Origin of the sequence: Nocardia sp. CA-145437 (assembly GCF_050956485.1) — a bacterium.
In the GTDB taxonomy this organism is placed as follows: Bacteria; Actinomycetota; Actinomycetes; order Mycobacteriales; family Mycobacteriaceae; genus Nocardia.
In genome coordinates this window covers 831,594-852,547 of sequence record NZ_CP191204.1, presented here as the reverse complement: position 1 = coordinate 852,547, position 20,954 = coordinate 831,594, and the positions used below count along the sequence as shown (strand labels likewise).

The 20,954-nt window shown below is 71.6% G+C and carries 7 protein-coding genes; 2 read left to right on the top strand and 5 right to left on the bottom strand.

The window, feature by feature from the left end:
- Positions 1–175: 175 nt before the first annotated feature.
- From ACQPYY_RS03860 to ACQPYY_RS03845, 4 genes are all read right to left on the bottom strand, one after another.
- The gene (locus ACQPYY_RS03860) at positions 176–7,525 is read right to left on the bottom strand and encodes an amino acid adenylation domain-containing protein (protein ID WP_433592772.1); all 7,350 of its coding nucleotides are present in this window, start codon (positions 7,523–7,525) and stop codon (positions 176–178) included.
- 308 nt (positions 7,526–7,833) lie between these two features.
- Positions 7,834–15,270: an amino acid adenylation domain-containing protein gene (locus ACQPYY_RS03855; RefSeq protein ID WP_433592771.1), complete on the bottom strand. Its 7,437-nt coding sequence runs from the start codon at positions 15,268–15,270 to the stop codon at positions 7,834–7,836.
- Positions 15,271–15,480: 210 nt separating this feature from the next.
- Complete coding sequence (locus ACQPYY_RS03850; protein WP_379105003.1) at positions 15,481–16,461, bottom strand: helix-turn-helix transcriptional regulator; 981 nt, start codon at positions 16,459–16,461, stop codon at positions 15,481–15,483.
- A 62-nt stretch (positions 16,462–16,523) separates the two neighbouring features.
- On the bottom strand, positions 16,524–17,363 hold the full coding sequence (locus ACQPYY_RS03845) for a M23 family metallopeptidase (protein WP_433592770.1): 840 nt from the start codon (positions 17,361–17,363) through the stop codon (positions 16,524–16,526).
- 198 nt (positions 17,364–17,561) lie between these two features.
- On the opposite strand from ACQPYY_RS03845, the gene ACQPYY_RS03840 reads away from it, so the two are divergent.
- Complete coding sequence (locus ACQPYY_RS03840; RefSeq protein WP_433592769.1) at positions 17,562–18,605, top strand: nitronate monooxygenase; 1,044 nt, start codon at positions 17,562–17,564, stop codon at positions 18,603–18,605.
- A gap of 57 nt (positions 18,606–18,662) precedes the next feature.
- On the top strand, positions 18,663–19,055 hold the full coding sequence (locus tag ACQPYY_RS03835) for an SCO5389 family protein (RefSeq protein ID WP_379104997.1): 393 nt from the start codon (positions 18,663–18,665) through the stop codon (positions 19,053–19,055).
- A gap of 51 nt (positions 19,056–19,106) precedes the next feature.
- On the opposite strand, the gene ACQPYY_RS03830 is transcribed toward ACQPYY_RS03835, so the two are convergent.
- Entirely contained in the window at positions 19,107–20,867 is a 1,761-nt protein-coding gene (locus ACQPYY_RS03830) for a protein kinase domain-containing protein (protein WP_433592768.1), read from the bottom strand.
- Positions 20,868–20,954: the final 87 nt, after the last annotated feature.

The window sequence follows — 20,954 nt, the reverse complement described above, 5'->3', positions numbered from 1 at the left end:
TTGCTCTACCGCCGCGTGCACCGACAAACTTCATCGGATCCACGTAGACCGCGTTACTCCGCCCTGCCGGTGGCAGGGCGGTTCGCCGCCCTCGGAGACGGCGGGTTCACGCGGGGCTTCCCCAGAGTATTCAGCCCGGCGGGCGGGAGAGCCACTCCGGGAGGTCAACCCGTGGTCAGCACACCCCACCCGCCCCGGGAAGGGCGATCACGGTGTGACCGGACCACTGCGAAGGGACCGGGAGCGCGTCCACCACCAGGGCCCGCAGATCCTCCAGCTCGGCGGGGTCCACCCGGCCGACGCCGTCGCGTTCGGCGAACAGGTGGGTGACCCATTCGTCGGCGAGCGTCCCGGTCAGGTCGGCGCCCGGCCCGGCCAGCACCATCGAGGCCCCGACACCGCCAGCGGCGATCACCTCCAGCAGTGCGAAGGGGTGGTCCACCGCGCCCGTCCGGAAGGTGCGGGATTCGAAGGTCAGCTCCGACTCGCCGCGAATCCGGTCCACCAGGGCCGCCACCGCGTCGTAGCCCAGGGAGGCCCGCCCGGGGGCGGCGAAGGCGGTGTCGTCGCCGCGCAGGGCGCGGGTGCGGTGCGCGTAGGTGACCGGCCGCGCGGATTCGGCGGCGATCTCGGCGGCCACACCCGGATCGTCGAGGGCCAGCCAGTCGATGCCGGAGACCGCCATGGGCGTCCCGGTGGTGAGACCGACCTTCATATCCAGTCCGGCCGGGGGCAGCCGGTCGAGGGAGGCCAGCGGCACCGCGGCGGCACCGGCCTTGAGCACCGCCCAGGTGGCCACGGCCAGGTCGACACCGCGGTCCAGGCGCAGGCCCACGCCCGTGCCCGGCCCGCAGCCGCGCCCGATGAGGACGCGGGCCAGCCGGGAGGAACGGGCGTCGAGGTCCTGGTAGGTGACGGATTCGTCGCCGTGAACCAGGGCCGGGCCGTCCGGATCGTCCTCGACCGTGACCGACAGCGACTGCGGCAGCGCGGCGCCGTGGGCGGTGGTGGTGACCACCGGCACGGGGGCGGGCGCGGCCTGGACGCGGGAGCGTTCGGCCGAGTCCAGCAGATCGATATCGCCGACCGGCATGTGCGAGTCGGCGGCTACGGCGGCCAGCACCCGCAGCAGTCGCGCGCCCAGCGCCTCGATGGTCGACTCGTCGAAAAGGTCGGTGGCGTAGGAGAAGACGACGGCCAGATCGCCGGGGGTGCCGTCGGCGGCGGGCGGGTGCGCCTCGACGCCGATCTGCAGATCGAACTTGGCGGCGGTCAGGTCGGCGTCCACGGCGGAGACGGTCAGCCCCGGCAGTTCGAGTTCGGCGACCTCGTTGTTCTGCAGGGCCAGCACCACTTGCAGCAGCGGACCCGCGCCCGGCGCGACCGCCTCCACCACCCGCTCGTAGGGCAGGTCCGCGTGCGCGAAGGCCGACAGATCGGTTTCGCGCGCCGCGGCGACCAGGTCGTCGAAGGAGGCGCCGGGGTCCACGGCGGTGCGCAGGGTGAGGGTGTTGACGAACATGCCGACCAAACCGTCGAGCACCCGTTCGCCGCGGCCCGCGACCGCGGTGCCGATCACGATGTCCGAGCTGCCCGACTGCCGGGCCAGCAGTACGGCGAGGGCCGCGTGCATGACCATGAACAGCGACGCGTTGTGGCGGCGCGCGATGCGATTCAGTTCGGCGTGGATCTCGGCGGGCACCACGTAGTCGACCAGCGCGCCCCGCATGGACGGCGCGGCCGGGCGGGGCCGGTCCAGCGCCAGCGGCGGCCGCACCGGCAGATCCGCGAGCTGTTCACGCCAGTACGCCAATTGCGCTGCCGCGACGGAGTTCTCGTCGGTGTCGACGCCGATCATGGCGCGCTGCCAGAGCGCGAAATCGGCGTACTGCACGGGCAGCGGGGTCCAGCCGGGGGTTTCGCCCTCGGCGCGGGACAGGTAGGCGGTCATCAGGTCGCGGGCCAGCGGGGCGAAGGAGGCGCCGTCGGCCGCGATGTGGTGGGCGACCAGGATCAGCAGGTAGTCGTCGGGCGCGTCACCGGCGAGCAGCCGCAGCCGCACCGGAACCTGCTGCGCCACATCGAATCCGGTGCCGACCAGCTGTTGGACGCACGCGCCGATATCGCCGGTGCGTCGCAGTTCGAGGCCGCCGGGCAGCGCCTCGGTGAGCGAGAGCACCTCCTGGTACGGCGCGCCGCCGGGCTCGGATTCCGGGTAGCGGGTGCGCAGGATCTCGTGCCGGGTCAGCACGTCCTCCGCGGCCAGGGTCAGCGCCTCGACATCGAGTGCGCCGGTCAGCCGGATGACCATGGGGATGTTGTAGGCCGCCGACTCCGGGTCGAGCTGGTTGAGCACCCACATGCGCTGCTGGGCCAGTGACAGCGGGATGCGGGCGGGCCGCTCCCCCGCCACCAGCGCGGGCCGGGTGCCCGCCGCCGCGCCCGGAACGATGCGGGCCGCCAGGCCGGAAACCGTTGGGGTCTCGAAGAGTTCGCGCACGGTGACGGTGCCCTCGAGGGCCTCGTTGACGCGGGAGACCGCGCGGGTGGCGATGAGCGAGTTGCCGCCGAGTTCGAAGAAGTCGTCGTCCGCGCCGACTCCGTCGACGCCGAGCAGGTCGGCGAAGACGCCCGCCACGATCTCCTCGATCGGGGTCGAGGGCGGGCGGAATCGGCGGGGCTGGATCAGCGGGGCGGGCAGCGCCCGGCGGTCCAGCTTGCCGGAGGCGTTGAGCGGGAAGGCTTCCATCACGGCGACCGCGGACGGCACCATGTAGGCCGGAAGCTGCTGCGCGACAGCCGTTTTCACTGCCGTCGGGTCGACGTCGACGCCGGGTTCGCGAACCACGTAGCCGATCAGCTGGTCGCCGGTGACGGCATCGGACCGCACCACCACGACCGATTGCGCGACGCCGGGCTGCGCCAGCAGTGCGGCCTCGATCTCCCCCAGTTCGATGCGCAGACCGCGCAGTTTCACCTGGAAGTCGGTGCGGCCCAGGTATTCGATCTCCCCGTCGGCGGTCCACTTCACCAGGTCGCCGGTGCGGTACATACGCTCACCGTGGCCGAAGGGGTCGGCGACGAAGCGGTCGGCGGTCAGGTCCGGGCGGGCCACATACCCGATGGCCAGCTGGTCGCCGGCCAGGTACAGCTCGCCCGCGACGCCGGGCGCGACCGGCCGCAAGCGCGAATCCAGCACGTAGAGGCGGGTATTGAAGACTGGCCGCCCGATCGGCACCGACACCGTGTCGGCATCGGTCACTTCGTGATAGGTGACGTCGACCGCCGCCTCGGTCGGACCGTACAGGTTGTGTAGTCGCGCACCGGTGAGCTCCCGTAGTCGCTGCGCGGTGGGCGCGGGCAGCGCCTCGCCGGAGGCGAACACCTGACGGAGCTTGATCGCCCTGCGCTCCGCTCCGGGCGGGTTCGCGGCGCCGGAGGTCTCGTTCTCCCCCAGCGACGAGAGAAACACGGTCAGCATGGACGGCACGAAATGCGCCGTGGTGACGCCTTGTTCGGCGATCACCTCGGCCAGGTACATGGGGTCCCGGTGCCCGTCGGGCCGGGCGACGACCAGGCGCGCGCCGGTCTGCAACGGCCAGAAGAACTCCCACACCGACACGTCGAAGGTGGCCGGGGTCTTCTGCAGCACCACGTCGGTGTAGGTCAGCCGGTACTGCGCCTGCATCCAGACCAGGCGGTTGACGATCGCCGCGTGGCTCACCGCCACACCCTTGGGGCGACCGGTCGACCCCGAGGTGAAGATGACGTAGGCGGGATGTGCGGGCCGCAGGGGTCGGACCCGGTCGAACTCGCCGATCGGTTCGGCCGAGCGATGCCGCGCCTGTTCCTCGGCGTCCTCGACCAGCACGGTGGACCTGCCGTCCCCGCCGTCGAATTGGTCGGCGCGGGTGGTGAGCACCAGGCGCGGTCGGGCGGTGTCGAGAATGTGCGCGATGCGATCGTGCGGCTGTTCGGGATCCAGCGGCACGTAGGCCGCGCCCGCCTCGACGATGGCGTACATGGCCACCACCAGTTCGGTGGAGCGCCGGATGGCCAGGGCGACCAGGGTTTCCGGTCCGACGCCGTACTCGTCCACCAGTTCGCGGGCGAGGCGGCGGGCGCGCTGGGCGAGCTCGCGGTAGGTGAGGCGTTCGTGCTCGAACACGAGCGCCACGGCATCGGGGGTACTCGCCACCTGCGCCTCGAACATCGAGACCAGGGTCGGCGCGCTGCCGCGCGGCAGGCCGACGGCCGCGACCACATCGCAGCCGGTGGCGTTCCAGTCGGTGAGGACCCGGCGCTGTTCCTCCTCCGACAGCAGGGCCAGGTCGCCCACCGGGCCGGTGGGGTCGCCGCCCACCAGCTCGAGCACGCGGGCGAACCGGCGCGCGAAGGAGGCGACGGTGGCCTCGTCGAACAGGTCCAGCGCGTAGGAGAATTCGGCCGCCATACCGGTGCCGTCGCCGTGTTCGTCGACCCGTTCCTGCACGGTCAGTTGCAGGTCGAATTTGGCGAACGGCACCTCGAGGTCCGCGCCGGAGACGGTCAGGCCGGGCAGGCGCAGGTCGGCGGGCGCCAGGTTCTGGAACGACAGCATGACCTGGAACAGCGGGTTGCGGGCCTGCGAGCGGGCCGGTTCGAGCAGGTCCACCAGTCGTTCGAAGGGCACGTCGGCATTGCCGAAGGCGCGCAGGTCGGATTCGCGGACCCGGCCCAGCAATTCGGTGAAGCCGAGCGCCGGGTCGACGTCGGTGCGCAGCACCAGGGTGTTGACGAACATGCCGATGAGGTCGTCGAGTTCGGCGTCGCCGCGGCCCGCGACCGGGGTGCCCACGGCGATGTCGCGGGTGCCGGACAGCCGGGCCAGCAGCACCGCGAGCGCCGCGTGCACGACCATGAAGGTGGTGCCGTTGTGGGCGCGGGCCAGTCGCCGCACGCCCGCGTACACGTCGTCGGCCAGCTCGAAGCGGAAGGTGCCGCCGCGATAGGACGCGACCGGCGGGCGCGGGCGGTCCGCGGGCAGCACCAGTTCGTCGGGCAGTTCGGCGAGGGTGTCGCGCCAGAACGCGAGCTGCCGTGCGATGGCCGAGCTTTCGTCGTCCTCGCTGCCGAGCGCGGCCCGCTGCCAGAGCGTGTAGTCGGCGTACTGGACCGGCAGCGGCTGCCACCGCGGCGCGTCGCCGGAGCTGCGGGAGACGTAGGCGGTCACCAGGTCCCGCACCAGCGGTCCCATGGAGAACCCGTCGGCGGCGATGTGGTGGACCACGCAGACCAGGACGTGCTCGTCCGGTCCCAGCCGCAGTACGCGCAGTCGCAGGGGCGGTTCGGCGGTGACGTCGAAGCCGGTGCCGCCGAGTTCCATGACCCGCGCGGTCAGGTCGGCGAGGTCGATGTCGTCGATCGGAAGTGCCGGGATCGCACGGGAATCGGTGCGGGCCAGCACCTGCTGGTAGCCCTCGCCGTCGACCTCCGGGTAGATGGTGCGCAGCACTTCGTGCCGTTCCACCAGGTCCCGGGCCGCGGCGCGGATGGCGTCCAGGTCGAGCGCGCCGGACAGCCGGACCGCGAGCGGGACATTGTCGACCGCGCCGGCCGGATCGAACCGGTTGAGGAACCACATGCGCTGCTGCGCGTAGGACAGCGGCACCCGGTCCGGGCGCGGCCCGGCGACCAGTGCGGGCGCGGCGTTCCCGGTGGTGAGTTCGTCCTCGACCAGCCGGGCCAGCGCGGACACCGTGGAGGCGTCGAACAGCACCCGCACCGGCACCCGCGCGTCGAGCGCGTTCCCGATGCGGGCCACGGCCTGCGCGGCCAGCAGCGAATTGCCGCCGAGTTCGAAGAAGTCGTCGTCGGCGCCGACCCGCACCGGGTCGGCGCCGGGCGGGGTGAGCAGGCCCGAGAAGATCTCGGCGATGGCCTGTTCCGCGGGTGTGGCCGGGGCCCGGAAGGCGCGGGCGGCGAAGACCGGTGCGGGCAGGCGGGTGCGGTCGACCTTGCCGACCGGGGTCAGCGGGATCTCGTCGAGGGCGACGATGGCCGCGGGAACCATGTAGGCGGGCAGCGATTCTCCCGCGAAGGCCGTCAGGGCCGCGACGTCCACGGTCGCGCCGGGGGTGGGGAGCACGTAGGTGACGAGGGCGGCGGCGCCGGTCGGCAGGGTGGTGCCGAGGGTGACGGCGAAGTCGACGTCCGGGTGCGCGGTCACCGCGCTGTCGATCTCCCCGAGTTCGATGCGCAGGCCGCGGATCTTGACCTGGAAGTCGGTGCGGCCGTGGTGTTCGAAGGTCCCGTCCTCGCGGCGGCGGACCAGGTCGCCGGTGCGGTAGAGCCGTTGCCCGGGTTCGCCGTAGGGGCTCGCGACGAAGCGTTCCGAGGTCTGCCCGGGCCGGTTCAGGTAGCCCATGGCCAGCGCCTGACCCGCCAGATACAGTTCGCCGATCACGCCGGGCGGCACCGGCCGCAGGCCCGCGTCCAGCACGTACGCGCCGATGCCGGGGAGCAGCGAGCCGATGTGGGTGCCGCCGCCGGGCTGCAGCGCGTCGGTGGCGGTGGCGATGGCGGTGACCTCGCTCGGGCCGTACTCGATGAAGAACTCGCGGTCGGGGGTGACCCAGCGGTCCACCAGCGCGGACGGCACCCGCTCGCCACCGCACATGACGGCCTGCAGGTCCTGCGGCACCGCCGGATCCAGCGATTCCAGCACGGCCGGGGTGATGCAGAGGTGGGTGATGCGTTCGCGGCGTAGCAGTTCGGTCAGTTCCGGTCCGCCGAACACGTGCGGCGGCACCACCACCAGGGTCGCGCCCGCGCTGAACGCCCACAGCAGTTCGACGATGGAGAAGTCGAAGCTGGGGGTGATGAGCTGGGTGAGCCGTGAATCCTCGGTGATGCCACGGTGTTCCCGGCGGGCGGCCAGCACGGCCAGGCCGGCGTGGTCGATGGCCACGCCTTTGGGCTTGCCGGTGGATCCGGAGGTGTAGATGACGTAGGCCAGGTGCTGTTCGGTCAGCGGCCGGGTGCGGTCGGCGTAGGAGATGGGGTGCGAGGGCCGGGCGGCGATGCGTTCGGCGCGGGCCGGATCGTCGAGTTCGACCCAGTAGGCGGTGGTTCCGAGACCGCGGCGGTGGGCGGCCACGGTGACGCCGAATTTCGCGCCGGAGTCGGTGAGCATGTGCTCGATCCGGTCGGCCGGATAGGTGGGGTCCACCGGCAGGTAGGCCGCGCCGGTCTTCACGATGGCCCACACCGCGAGCACCGATTCCACCGAGCGCGCGATGGCCATGGCCACCACGTCGCCGGGACCCACGCCCAGCGCGATCAGCTCGCGAGCGACCTGCGAGGACCGCTCGTCGAGTTCGCGGTAGGTGAGCTCGACCAGGTCCGCGGGATCCCCGGTGGGGTTGAAGCTGACGGCGACGGCGGTGGCGGAGGATTCGACCGCGGCGGTGAGCAATTGGCCGAAGAACGGGCTGCCGGAACGGCGTCGCCGACTACCACGAGCTGATCTGCGGGCAGTTTCCATACAGTTGTTCACCTCACAGATACAGCAATCCACACGCGTCGAAGATCTTCGACCAGCTCGAGCCGACAGAGCCTGCGCAGCCGGACGAACCGGCACAGCATAGCCGCGCACGGCAGGTCCGACCGCTCGAACTGGAAGGACTATCGATGGCAGCGACACGGCGTTGCATGATGTGATCTGCGCCATAGCCATTCGCGATGGCTACCAACGGAGCCGGCGGGAGGTGAATTCCGCCGGCGCCGACGCGGTCCCGAGGGACCGCTCTGCACGAGGGCTACCGCGACGCAAACGCGGCAGCAGCGTCTCCGCTACTCCGGCGGCACCGTCCCAGGGTCCGGCAGCACCGCCACGGTGGCGGTCTGTGCCCACGGCCCGGCGGCCGCGGTGGGGGCGTCGAGTACGACGGCCCGAAGATCCTCGAGCGGAGCCGGATCCAGCTCGCCGAGGCGATCGGCCTCGGCGAAGACGTGGGTGACCCACTCGTCGGCGAGCGCGTCCGACAGTTCCGCACCGGGCTCGGACGGCACCAGCACCACTGACGCCCCGACCGCTCCGGCCGCGACCGCTTCGATCATGGCCAGCACGGAATCCGCGGCGCCGTGATGGAAGGTGCGCGATTCGAAGGTGAGGTCCAGACCGCGGGCGCGGTCCACGGCGGCCGCCAGACCGTCGTAGGTGAGCGTCCCGTCCGCCGAGGTCCGAGCCCGATCGTCACCGCGCAGCGCGCGAATCCGGTTGGCGTAGGTGACCGGTCGCGCCGATTCGGCCGCGACCTCGGCCGCGGTCTCCGGATCGTCGAGCACCACCCAGTCGATGCCGCGCACGCCCTCGGGCGCGCGGCCGACGGTGATGCCGACCTTCACGTCCTGGCCGGGCGTCTCGGCGGCGGCGAACGGCACCATCATGGTGCCCGCCTTGAGCACCGCCCAGATGGCGACCACCTGGTCCACGCCGCGGTCCAGGCGCAGCACCACTCCGGTGCCGGGTCCGCTGCCGCGGGCGATGAGCACCCGGGCCAGCCGCGAGGAGCGGGCGTCGAGTTCGGAGTAGGTGAGCGCCTCCTCGCCCCACACCAGCGCGGGGCCGTCCGGGTCGTCCTCGGCGGCGGTGGTGAGCAGCTGGGACAGCGCCGCACCGCGCACGGCGAGCCCGGCCGGTTCCGGCGCGGACTGCGACATCGCCTGCACCGCAACCGATTCCGCGGCGTCGAGCAGCTCGATGTCGCCGACCGGCAGCTGCGGGTCGGCGGCGACGGCGGTGAGCATCCGTTCCAGCGCCCGGCCGAACGACGCCATCGAGAATTCCTCGAACAGCTCGGTGTCGTAGTTGAGGATGACGGCCAGTTCACCGGTCGCGCCGTCCACGCCGGGGCGCGGTTCGACGCTGATCTGCAGATCGAATTTGGCGGTGGCCAGGTCGGTGTCGACGGCGGCCACGGTCAGGCCCGGCAGTTCCAGCACCGGGGTCTCGGTGTTCTGCAGCGAAAGCACCACCTGGAGCAGCGGATTCGCGGTGGTGCGGGCGGTGAGCTCGGAGACCCGTTCGAACGGGATGTCCGCGTGCGCGAACGCCGACAGGTCGGTCTCGCGGGCCCGCTCGACCAGCTCGTCGAACGACGCGGCCGGATCCACGTGGGTCCGCAGCGTCAGCGTGTTCACGAACATGCCGACCAGATCGTCGAGCGCGCGTTCGCCGCGGCCCGCGACGGCGGTGCCGAGCACGACGTCGGTGCTGCCCGACAGCCGTGACAGCCAGGCCGCCACCGCCGCGTGCACCACCATGAACAGCGACGCGTTGTGCTGGCGCGCCAGGCGATTCAGGCCCGTGTGCACCTGCGGCGACAGCGTGAAGTCGAGCAGCGCGCCACGCATGGACGCCGCCGCCGGGCGCGGCCGGTCCAGCGGCAGCATCGGGCGATCGGGCAGTCCGGCCAGCTGATCGCGCCAGAACGCGATCTGCGCGGCGGCCGCCGAATCGGCGTCGTCCTCGAGACCGAGCGCGGCCCGCTGCCACACCGCGTAGTCCGCGTACTGCACCGCGAGCGGCTGCCAGGCCGGGGCCTCGCCCGCGGCGTGCGCCAGGTACGCGGTCATCAGGTCGCGGGCCAGCGGCGCCATGGAGGCGCCGTCTGCGGCGATGTGGTGGGCCACCAGGACCAGCAGGTAGTCGTCCGGGTCGTCGCCGGTGATCAGCCGGACCCGCACCGGAACCCGCTGCGCCACATCGAATCCGGTGCCGACCAGCACGCCGATCCGGCCGCCGATATCGGTGGCCCGCTCCACCTCGAGACCCTGCGGCAGCACGTCGGCGACCGAGAGGATCTCCTGGAAGGCGGGGCCGCCCGGCGTGGTCTCCGGGTAGCGGGTGCGCAGCACCTCGTGGCGGGTGAGCACGTCCTCGACGGCGTGGCGCAGGGCCGGCACGTCGAGTGCGCCGGTGAGCCGGATGACCATCGGGATGTTGTAGACCGGGGAATCCGGGTCGAGCTGGTTGAGCACCCACATGCGCTGCTGCGCCAGCGACAGCGGGACGCGGGCGGGCCGCTCCCCCGCCACCAGCGCCGGCCGCGCCCCGGCGCCCGCGCCCGGCACGATACGCGCCGCGAGCCCGGAAACCGTTGCGGTCTCGAAGATCTCGCGCACGGCGACGGTGGTGTCGAGGGCGGCGTTGATCCGCGCCACCGCCCGCGTGGCGATAAGCGAGTTGCCGCCCAGTTCGAAGAAGTCGTCGTCGGCGCCGACCCGGTCGGTGCCGAGCAGCTCGCCGAACACCCCGGCCACGATCTCCTCGATCGGGGTCGACGGGGCCCGGAAGCTCTTGGCCTCGAACACCGGGGCCGGGAGCGCCTTGCGGTCCAGCTTGCCGGAGGCGTTGAGCGGGAACTCGTCGAGCACCACGACGGCGTTGGGCACCATGTACGCCGGAAGCGACCGGGCCAGACCGGCTTTCAGCTCCTCCGGGGTGGTGTCGGCGGCGACGGCGTAGCCCACCAGCTGGTCGCCGGTGTGCGCGTCGGCGCGCACCACGACCACCGACTGCGCGACACCCGGCTGCGCCAGCAGCGCGGCCTCGATCTCGCCGAGTTCGATGCGCAGACCGCGCAGCTTCACCTGGAAGTCGGTGCGGCCCAGGTACTCCAGCTCGCCATCGCCGGTCCACTTCACCAGATCGCCGGTGCGGTAGAGGCGTTCACCGGTGCCGAACGGGTCGGCGACGAAGCGGTCCGCGGTCAGGTCCGGGCGCTCGACATAGCCGCGCGCCAGCTGCACACCCGCCAGATACAGTTCGCCCGCGACGCCGGCCGGGACCGGGTTGAGGCGGGAATCCAGCACGTAGACACGGGTATTGAAGACCGGCCGCCCGATCGGCATCGACACCGTGTCGGCGTCGACGGCCTCGTGATAGGTGACGTCGACCGCGGCCTCGGTCGGGCCGTACAGGTTGTGCAGCCGCGCACCGGTCAGCTCACGCAACTGCCGTGCGGTCGGCGCGGGCAGCGCCTCACCCGAGGCGAACACCTGCCGCAGGCGGTGTTCGATCTGCCCCTCCGCTTCGCTCCGGGGCGGGTTCGCGGCGCTGGAGGTCTCGTTCTTCCCTCCCTCCGCTCCACTCGGTCCAGAACGAGACGCGCGAACCAGTGCGCCGGTCTCGCCCAGGGCCGAGACGAACATCGACAGCATGGACGGCACGAAATGCGCGGTGGTGATGCGCTGTTCGGCGATGATCTGCGCCAGGTAGACCGGGTCGCGGTGGCCGTCCGGCTTGGCGACCACCAGGCGCGCACCGGTCTGCAAGGGCCAGAAGAACTCCCACACCGACACGTCGAAGGTGGCCGGAGTCTTCTGCAACACAGCGTCTTCGGCGGTCAGCGCGTATTCGTGCTGCATCCACACCAGGCGGTTGACGATGGCGTGGTGCTCGACGGCGACGCCCTTGGGACGGCCGGTCGAGCCGGAGGTGAAGATGACGTAGGCGGTGTGCTCGGGGCGCAGCGGTCGGACGCGCTCGGCCTGGGTGATCGGCGCGCCGCTGAGGGCCCGTGCGGACGCCTCGGCCCGTTGGACCGACAGCGTGGCGACATCCCTTGCCCCGGCCTCGAATTCGTCCGCCTCGGCGATGAGCAGCAGTCGCGGCCGCGCGGTGTCGAGGATGTGGCCGATGCGGTCGGCGGGCTGGTCCGGGTCCAGCGGCACGTAGGCCGCGCCGGCCTGCAGCACCGCGTACATGGCCACGACCAACTCGGTCGACCGCCGCAGGGCCAGGGCCACCAGTGATTCCGGCCCGACACCTTCGGCGATCAGCAGTCGCGCCAGGCGGTTGGAGCGCTCCGCGAGCTCACGGTAGGTCAGCGTCTCGTCCGCGAACACCAGGGCGACAGCGTCCGGGGTCGCCGCCACCTGGGCGTCGAACCGCGAAACCAGGGTCGCCGCGGCGCCTTCGGGCAGCGTGGCCGCCACGTCGAAGCCGGTGGCGTTCCAATCGGTCAGCACCCGCTGCCGTTCCCCGGCGGAGAACAGCGCCAGATCGCCGACCGGTGCGGCCGGGTCGGCGGTCAGCGCGGCCAGCACCCGCTGGAAGCGGGCGGCCAGTTCGGCGACGGTGGCGGCGTCGAAAAGGTCCATGGCATAGGAGAACTCGGCGGCCATGCCGGTGGCGTGGCCCCGCTCGTCGAGCGATTCCTGCAGGGTGAGCTGCAGGTCGAACTTGGCGAACGGGATCTCCAGGTCCGCGCCCGCCACCGTGAGGCCGGGCAGTTCCAGCCGGGTGGGGGCCATGTTCTGGAAGGTCAGCATGACCTGGAACAGCGGGTTGCGGGCCTGGGAGCGGGCCGGGTCCAGCAGTTCCACCAGGCGCTCGAACGGCACGTCGGCGTGGCCGAAGGCGCGCACGTCGTTCTCGCGCACCGCCGCCACCAGGTCGGTGAAGGAGGCGGCGGGGTCGATGTCGCTGCGCAGCACCAGCGTGTTGACGAACATGCCGATCAGATCGTCGAGTTCGGCCTCGCCGCGCCCGGCCACCGGGGTGCCGATGGCGATGTCGCGGGTGCCGGAGAGCCGGGCCAGCAGCACCGCGAGCGCGGTGTGCACCACCATGAACAGCGTGGTGTTGTGGGTTTCGGCGAATCGGCGTGCGGCGGCGTAGATCTCGTCGTCGAGCCGGAAGTTGTGGTTGCCGCCGCGGTAGGAGGCGACGGCGGGCCGCGGCCGATCCCAGGGCAACACCAGTTCGTCGGGCAGGTCGGCGAGGTTCTCGCGCCAGTAGGCGATCTGGCGGGCCAGCGGCGAATCCGGGTCGTCCTCGCTGCCCAGCGATTCCCGCTGCCACACCGCGTAATCGGCGTACTGCACCGGGAGCGGGGCCCACTGCGGAGCGGCCCCGTTCATGCGCTGCGCGTACGCGGTGACCAGGTCCCGGGCCAGCACGCCGATCGAGACGCCGTCGGCGGCGATGTGATAGATCGCGGCGACCAGCACGTGCTCGTCGGGCGCGAGGCGCAGCAGACGCAGGCGCAGCGGCGGCGCGGCGGTGACGTCGAAGCCCGCGCCGACCACCTCGGCGACCCGGTCGGCGATCTCCGCGGCGTCGATCTCGGTGACCGGCAGTTCGGGCCGGGCCCGCGGGTCGGTGGCGGGCAGCACCTGCTGGAAGCCCTCGCCGTCGACCTCGGGGTAGATGGTGCGCAGCACCTCGTGGCGGGCGACCAGGTCCGCCGCGGCGGCGCGCATGGCGTCCACGTCGAGGGCGCCGGTGAGCCGCACCGCGAGGGGCATGTTGTCGACCGCGCTGTTCGGGTCGAAGCGGTTGAGGAACCACATGCGCTGCTGCGCGAAGGACAGCGGCACCCGGTTCGGGCGGGGCAGCGAGCCGAGCGCGGGCCCGGTGGCGGCCGGGGCCGTCTCACCCTCGAGGCGGCGCGCCAGTTCGGCCACGGTGGAGCCGTCGAACAGCACGTGCACCGGCACCCGCACGCCGAGGGCGGTGCCGATGCGGGCGGCGGCCTGGGCGGCGAGCAGCGAGTTGCCGCCGAGTTCGAAGAAGTCGTCGTCGGCACCGACCCGGGCGTCCGGATTGTCGGGAATCAGCAAGGCGGCGAACACTTCCGCGATGACTTCCTCGGCGCGGGTCGCCGGGGCGCGGAACTCGCGGGCCGCGAACACCGGCTCCGGCAGGGCATTCCGGTCCAGCTTGCCGACCGGGGTCAGCGGAATCTCGGCCAGCACCACGATGGCCGTGGGCACCATGTACGCGGGCAGCGACTCGCCGACGTGCGCGGCCAGTGCCGCGGTGTCCACGGTCACGCCCGGGCGGGGCAGCACATACGAGACCAGCGCGGTCGCGCCCGACGGCAGCGCCCGGCCCAGGGTCGCGGCGAAATCCACGTCCGGGTGTGCGCTCAGGGCATTGTCGATCTCGCCCAATTCGATACGCAGACCGCGGATCTTGACCTGGAAGTCGGAGCGGCCCAGGTATTCGATGACGCCCGGCTGCTCGGATTCGGCCGGATTGCGGCGCACCAGGTCACCGGTGCGGTACAGCCGCGAACCCGGGGATCCGGCGGCCTCGCCGAACGGGCTCACCACGAAACGCTCGGCGGTCAGGCCGGGACGGCCCTTGTATCCCTGCGCCAGTGCGGGTCCCGACAGGTACAGCTCGCCGACCACGCCGTCCGGCACCGGCCGCAGCCGCGAATCCAGCACGTACGCACCGACACCCGCGATGGCGGCGCCGATGGTGATGGGCTTGCCCGGCAGCAGCGGGGCGCTGGAGGTGGCGAGAATGGTCGCCTCGGTGGGGCCGTAGCCGTTGAAGAAGGAGCGCTGATCGGTCGCCCAGCGCGACACCAGTTCCGGGCCGAACTTGTCACCGGCCACCACGACGGTGGTCAGCTCGCTGAGCCCGGCCGGATCCACCGATTCCAGCGCACCGGGCGTGATGAACACGTGGGTGACGCTCTCGCGGTCCAGCAGGTCGGCCAGTTCCACACCGCCGAAGACACCGGCGGGCGCGATGACGAGGGTCGCACCCGCGGTGAAGGTCAGCAGCAGTTCCAGCACCGAGACGTCGAAGCTGGGAGAACAGACGTGCAGCACCCGCGAATCCGCGGAGACCGCGTAGTGCTCACGTTCGGCGGCCACCAGCCCGGCCAGGCCGGTGTGGGTGACCACCACGCCCTTGGGCTTGCCGGTGGAACCGGAGGTGTAGATGACGTACGCGGGGTGCTGCTCGGTGAGCGTGCCCACCCGGTCGGCGTAGGAGATCGGGTGGTCCGGGTGCGCGGCGATGCGCTGCGCCTGCGCCGGATCGTCGAGTTCGATCCAGGTGGCGGCGTCGCCCAGGCCCGCGCGGTACTCCCGGGTGGTCAGGCCCAGCACCGCGCCGGAGTCGGTGAGCAGGTGTTCGATGCGGTCGGCCGGATACGCGGGGTCGACCGGCACATAGGCCGCGCCGGTCTTGGCGATGGCCCAGACCGCCAGCACGGATTCGATCGAGCGGGTGATGCCGATGGCGACCATGTCGCCCGGGCCGACCCCGCGGGCGATCAGTTCCCTGGCCAGCTGCGAGGAGCGCGCGTCCAGCTCTCGGTAACTGATCTCGCGCTGAGCGGCCGGATCCCCGGTCGGGTTGAAACGGATGGCGATGGCGTCACCGGCGGATTCGACCGCCGCGGTGAGCAACTGCCCGAAGAGTGGGCTGCCGGACCGACGCCGACGACTACCGCGAGCTGTACGGCGGGCAGTATCCATACGCGTGCATTCACCTCTCGGGTTGGTCTTTTCCGCAGCCGAAGACACTCGGCGGACCCACGAAAACTGACGTCTGTTCCCGGGACGTCAAAAGGTCAGCGGACGGAAACAATCATATCGATGCTCGCGAACTGCCCCGAGCTGCCATGCATGATGAATATCGCTGACCAGCGAGAAGTGTTGCTGTGAGGTGACTTGCGCCACAGACCCTTAGAGCCAGCCGCGGCGTGTCGCCTGCACTCCGGCCTGGAAACGGGTGCTCGCGCCCAGCCGTTCGAGCAGACTCGCGGTGCGGCGCACCACCGTTCGACGCGACAGGCCCAGCCGGCGCGCGATGGTGTCGTCGGTCGCGCCCATGCTCATCAGAGTGAGGATGGCCTTGTCCCGATCGTCGAGCGCCTCGGACGGGTTCACCGAGATCGGCGTGGCGGTCAGCCACAGCGCGTCGAAGGTCTTGACCAGCAGGTCCAGGGTGGGCGACGGGCCCACGCGGACGCCCATGGGGTCGCCGCGGCGCTCGTCGGTGTGCAGCACCAGCACGGCGCGGCGGTCGTCGGCGACGATCAGTTTCATCGGCGGGTCGGCGAGCGTGCGCGCCTGCGCGCCAACGGCGTTGGTGGCCAGCACGTGGCGCAGCCGCTCCGGATCCTGGTAGATGGTCTCCTGGTACAGGGTCCGGTAGTCGATGCCGGCCGCGATGCGCGAGGTCTTGAGCTCGAACATCCGCTCCTCGGTCTCCACATCGGAGAGGAACGGACCGCGTTCCACCACCTTCACGGTGGCGTGCGCGGTGTGCTGCAGGTCCTCGAAGTCGGCCAGCAGCTGGCGGCGCTCGTAGACGGCCACCACCGCACCGTCGGCGTCGGTGGTGCGACGCACCGAGCGGAAGGTCTCGCCCAGGCGCGCGGCGGCCGACTGCATGCGCAGCATGTCCTGATTACGGCGGCGAGTCTCGGCCTCCGACAAGGCTTCCGGGGCGTGCGCGTCGAAGCGCACCACGCCCTTGCCGTCGGTGAGCCGGACCACGGCCTCGAGCTGGCACAGCGCCTCCAGCGCGGACTCGGCCACGCGGGGCGGCACGGTCAGCCGCTCGGCCACCTCGAGCACGGTCGAACGCGGGTGCTGAACCAGCACCGCGTAGGAACGGCCGTGCACCGAGGCAGGGTCGAAGAGTTCGTCCAGTGTCGTCACCGCACCCACCGGCAGACGCCGGTCCGGAAAACGCCCGGTCATCGCGGGGGCCGGTGAACGATCTACTGGTCCGGTCCCCACTGCTGCTGCATGAGAACGCCCTTGCTGGCTAGCCATGGCAGCGGATCCATCTTGTTGTCGGCGGCGTCCCAGATCTCGAGGTGCAGATGGGGACCGGTCGAGTTGCCGCGGTTGCCCACGGAGGCGATGACATCGCCGGTGTTCACACGCTGGCCCACGTTCACGTACATGTCGTTGACGTGTCCGTAGACCGCGGTGGTGCCGTCGTCCTGCTTGACGCGCACCCAGAGGCCGAAGCCCGAGGCCGGGCCGGCATCGATGACCGTGCCGCCCATCACCGAGTGGATGGGGGTACCGATCGGGTCGGCGAAGTCGATGCCGTAATGCATTGCGCCCCAGCGCATGCCGAAGCCGGAGGAGAGCTGGCCGTTGACCGGCTTCACCACGCTCGGGCCCGGGTTGAGCTGCTGCTGAAGGGACTTCAGAGTCTGTTCGGCCTGCGCCAGCGGGTTGGAGATCTCCGGCGGCAGGTTCTGCAGGCCGAAGGGGGCCGGGTTCGGCGCGGGGGCCGCGACCGGGGCCTCGGGGGCGGGCTCGGCGATGGGGGCCGCCACGTCCTTGGCCTGCTTCAGATCGGCGGTCGCCGCGACGGGGGCGACGTCCTCGGCGACCGTGGCGGCCTTCTCGTCGTGCGTGGGGAGCAGCGGGGCGGCGTGCGCGAGAGCGGGGACCAGCTGCGATCCGGTGCCGATGAGCGCACCGGCCGCGACCGCGAAACTGGCGGCGGTCTTGACCTTGTCGGCGGCGGAGGGCTCGGCCCGGTGCCGCCTGCGCGAGGTGACGCCAGTGCGGACAGCACCGGAATCACCAAGCAAATCCATGACTGATACGGAGTTCGCGGTCGTTCGGTGATGCGGCACTGCAAGTCCTAGCGTTCGGAGGGTCCGGTAACGATTCGGCATCGCTGTGATGGAAACAGTACTCGCTTGTGACCATTTCGCAACCTTCTGTGCGATAACGCCAGCTCGAGCACTCGAACCCTTGATCACAAACCGTAACCGAAAAGGCACAATGGTGAGATGGTTCTCGACGAGTTGCGTACGCCGATCGTCCTGGCACCCATGGCCGGGGGGCCGTCCACCCCGGAGCTGGCCGCCGCCGTGACCGACGCGGGCGGGCTGGGCTTCGTTGCCGCCGGATATCTGCCCGCGAGTGAGCTGGCCGCGCGGATCGCCGCGACGCGGGCGCTCACCGCCGGCGCGTTCGGGGTGAATCTCTTCTATCCCTCCGAACCGAGTCCGACCGATCGGTTCGAGACGTATGTCGGCGGCCTGGCCGCCGAGTTCCCCGTCGGCGAGCCCCGCTACGACAGCGACGACTGGGACGCCAAACTCGATCTGCTCACCGCCGACCCCGTCCCGGTGGTGTCGACCACCTTCGGCTGCCCGTCCGTCGCGGAGATCGCGCGGCTGCGGGCGGCCGGGACCGAGGTGTGGGTGACGGTCACGACCGTCGCCGAAGCGCGCCGGGCCGTGGCCGCGGGTGCGGACGCGCTGATCGCGCAGGGCGCGGAAGCGGGCGGGCATCGCGGCGTGTTCGTCGACGATCCGGCCGACGATCTCACCGACCCCCTGGGCCTGCTGACGCTGCTGCAACTGCTGCGCGACGCGGTGGACGCCCCGATCGTGGCGGCGGGCGGCATCGCGACCGGCGCGGGCGTGGCCGCCGCGTTGTCGGCCGGGGCGGCCGCCGCGCAGCTGGGCACCGCGTTCCTGCGCTGCCCCGAGGCGGGAACCGCGCCGGTGGTGCGCGCGGCGATCATCGCCGACACCCCGACCATGCTGACCCGCGCCTTCACCGGACGCCGGGCGCGCGGACTGCGGAATCGATTCCTGGTGGAGCATCAGGACGCTCCGGTCGCCTATCCCGAGATCCATTACGCCACCGGGCCTTTGCGGGCGGCGGCGCGGGCCGAGGGCAATGCCGACGCGGTGAATCTCTGGGCAGGTCAGGCGCATGCGCTGGCGCTGGAGCTACCGGCGGGCGAGCTGGTCCGAACCCTGACCGCGGACGCGAAAAAGGCTCTGGAGCGGGCACTTTCGTCGCGAATCCAGACTTATTGACAACGGATTCCATCTACAATCGGCTGACACCTTCCGCCATCCCATGAGGAGAGCGTTATGTCACTCGATGTACCCACCGCACTACTCGAGCGCGCCGAACGCGGTGAAGTCAGCGACGCAGAGTTCGTCGAATGCGTCCGTCACTCGCTGCCCTACGCCTACGAGGTCGTCAGCCGGGTAGCCGACGATCTGCGTTCCGGCACGGCGGAATACGCCGACAACACCATCGCGCCGCCGGACGAGACGGCCCGCGGTCAGCTGCTGCGGGCCATGGCCTCCGATGCCATTCGCGGCGGCCTGGAGCGCCATTTCGGCATCAAGCTCGCCTTCCAGAACTGCCACCGGGTCGCGGCCTTCCCGCTCGCCTCGGTCGGCGGCGACACCTACTCCACCTTCATCTCCACCCGGGCCCAGCTGCTCAACCAGAGCCCGGAACTGCGCAACTGCTGAGCGCCCCATGCGGATTCGGCGCGACCGCGACCCGGTCGCGCCGTTTCCGCGCTACCCCCGCGCCCGGAACCGGCGCACCTCCAGCACCGTCACCCAGATCGATCCCGCGAACGGCGCGACGAAGATCAGGTACGCGATCAACGTCTCCAGCCAGCCGTCGAATCCTTCGGAGAACGTCACCGCCAGCACGCCGACGCTCATGATCCCGAAGAACAGCACCCCTAACCCCAGCACCGCCCACCACACCGGCTGCCACGGCCGAATCCCCTGCCGCCGCACCGGCTTCGCCACCGCCCCGCCATAGCCGGCGGCATGCGGCGACGCGAACCCCAGCGCGCCGGTCATCGGCTGCTCGACCCGCCCAGCCGAACCCATGCCGCCCGGCTGCCTCGCCACGCCCGCCGCGGTCCCGCCCGGCAGCGGCGCGGCGCCCCCACCCATCACGCCCGGCAGCGACGTCGCACTCCCGCCCATCACGCCGGGCAGCGGCGTACCGCCCGAACCCATAACACCGGGGGGTGGCGTTGCGCCCGAGCCCATCCCAGGCGACATGCCTCCACTCGCGCCCATTCCGGTCGACGGAAGTGCCCCACCTGCGGCGATTCGGCCGGGCGGTGGCGGCGTACCGGCGCCGAACCGGCTCGGCGGCGGTGTCGCACCGGCGTTCAGCCGGCTCGGCGGAGGTGTTGCGCCCGAAGGAGTTCTGGTTCGCGGCGCCGGTGCCGGGCCCACTGCTGAGCGGCCGTAGGACGCCGGGCCGCCCGGCCCAGGGCCCGGCGTCGAACCGGGGCCGGACGCCGAGTCGGAGCCGGGGCCCGACGCCGAGCTCGGGCCCGAATCCCGGCCCGGGATCGACCCGGGGTTCGCCGATCCCGGAGGCGGGGTGTAGGGCGTGTACTGGGATGCGGGGGTGGGAGTGTGGCTCGGGAAGCGGTCCGCACCATCCCATTTCGCGGTGGGTTCGGCCCGGCGGTGCGGGGCCTGACGCGGGGCCGGGGTCGATTCCAGGGCGGTGCGGGCGGCGGCGGCCAGCGCGCCCGCGGAGGAGAAGCGGTGGTCGGGATCCTTGGCCATGCCGCGCGCGATGACGGCGTCGAGGGCCGCGGAGACCCGGGGGTTGCGGTCGGCGGCGCGGGGCGGGTCGGTGGTGAGGTGGGCGGCCATCTGCTGGACCGGGTCGGCATGGGCGAAAGGTTTCGCGGCGGTGAGGGTTTCGTACAGCAGGCAGGCCAGGGAGTAGACGTCGGAGCGCAGGTCCTCGGTGCCGGAGTAGCGTTCGGGCGCCATGTAGGCCCAGGTCCCCACGGCCACACCGGTGCCGGTGATGGTGGCCTGGCCGACGCCACGGGCGATGCCGAAGTCGATGAGGTAGGCGAAGCCGTTGGGCAGCGTGAGCACGTTGGAGGGCTTCACATCCCGGTGCACCAGCCCGGCCTTGTGCGCGATGTCGAGGGCCTCGGCGATCTGCGAGACGAGTTCGACAGCCCGCCCGGGCGTCATCGCGCCCTCCGCGCGCAGGGTCTTGCCCAGATCGGAGCCGTCGATCAGCTCCATATCGATGTAGAGCCGTCCGTCGAGTTCTCCGAAGGCGTGGATGGGCACCACGTGCGGCCCGCGTAGTCGGGCGGCCAGCCGGGCTTCGCGTTCGAAGCGCCGCCGGTAGTCCTCGTCGGCGGCGAGTTCCGCGGGGAGCAGTTTGAGGGCCACTTCCCGTTCCAGCCGGGTGTCCTCGGCCAGCCACACCTGCCCCATGCCGCCGCGACCGAGCAGCTCGACGAGCCGATAGTGGCCGAGATTACCTGCCCCCGGCACCTGTCCTCCCCTGGCTCGACCGCGTACTGCGATGCTCAGCATACGGCGCGGTCCGCCGGAAGGGCAGGTGCCGGATGCGCCTGCGGC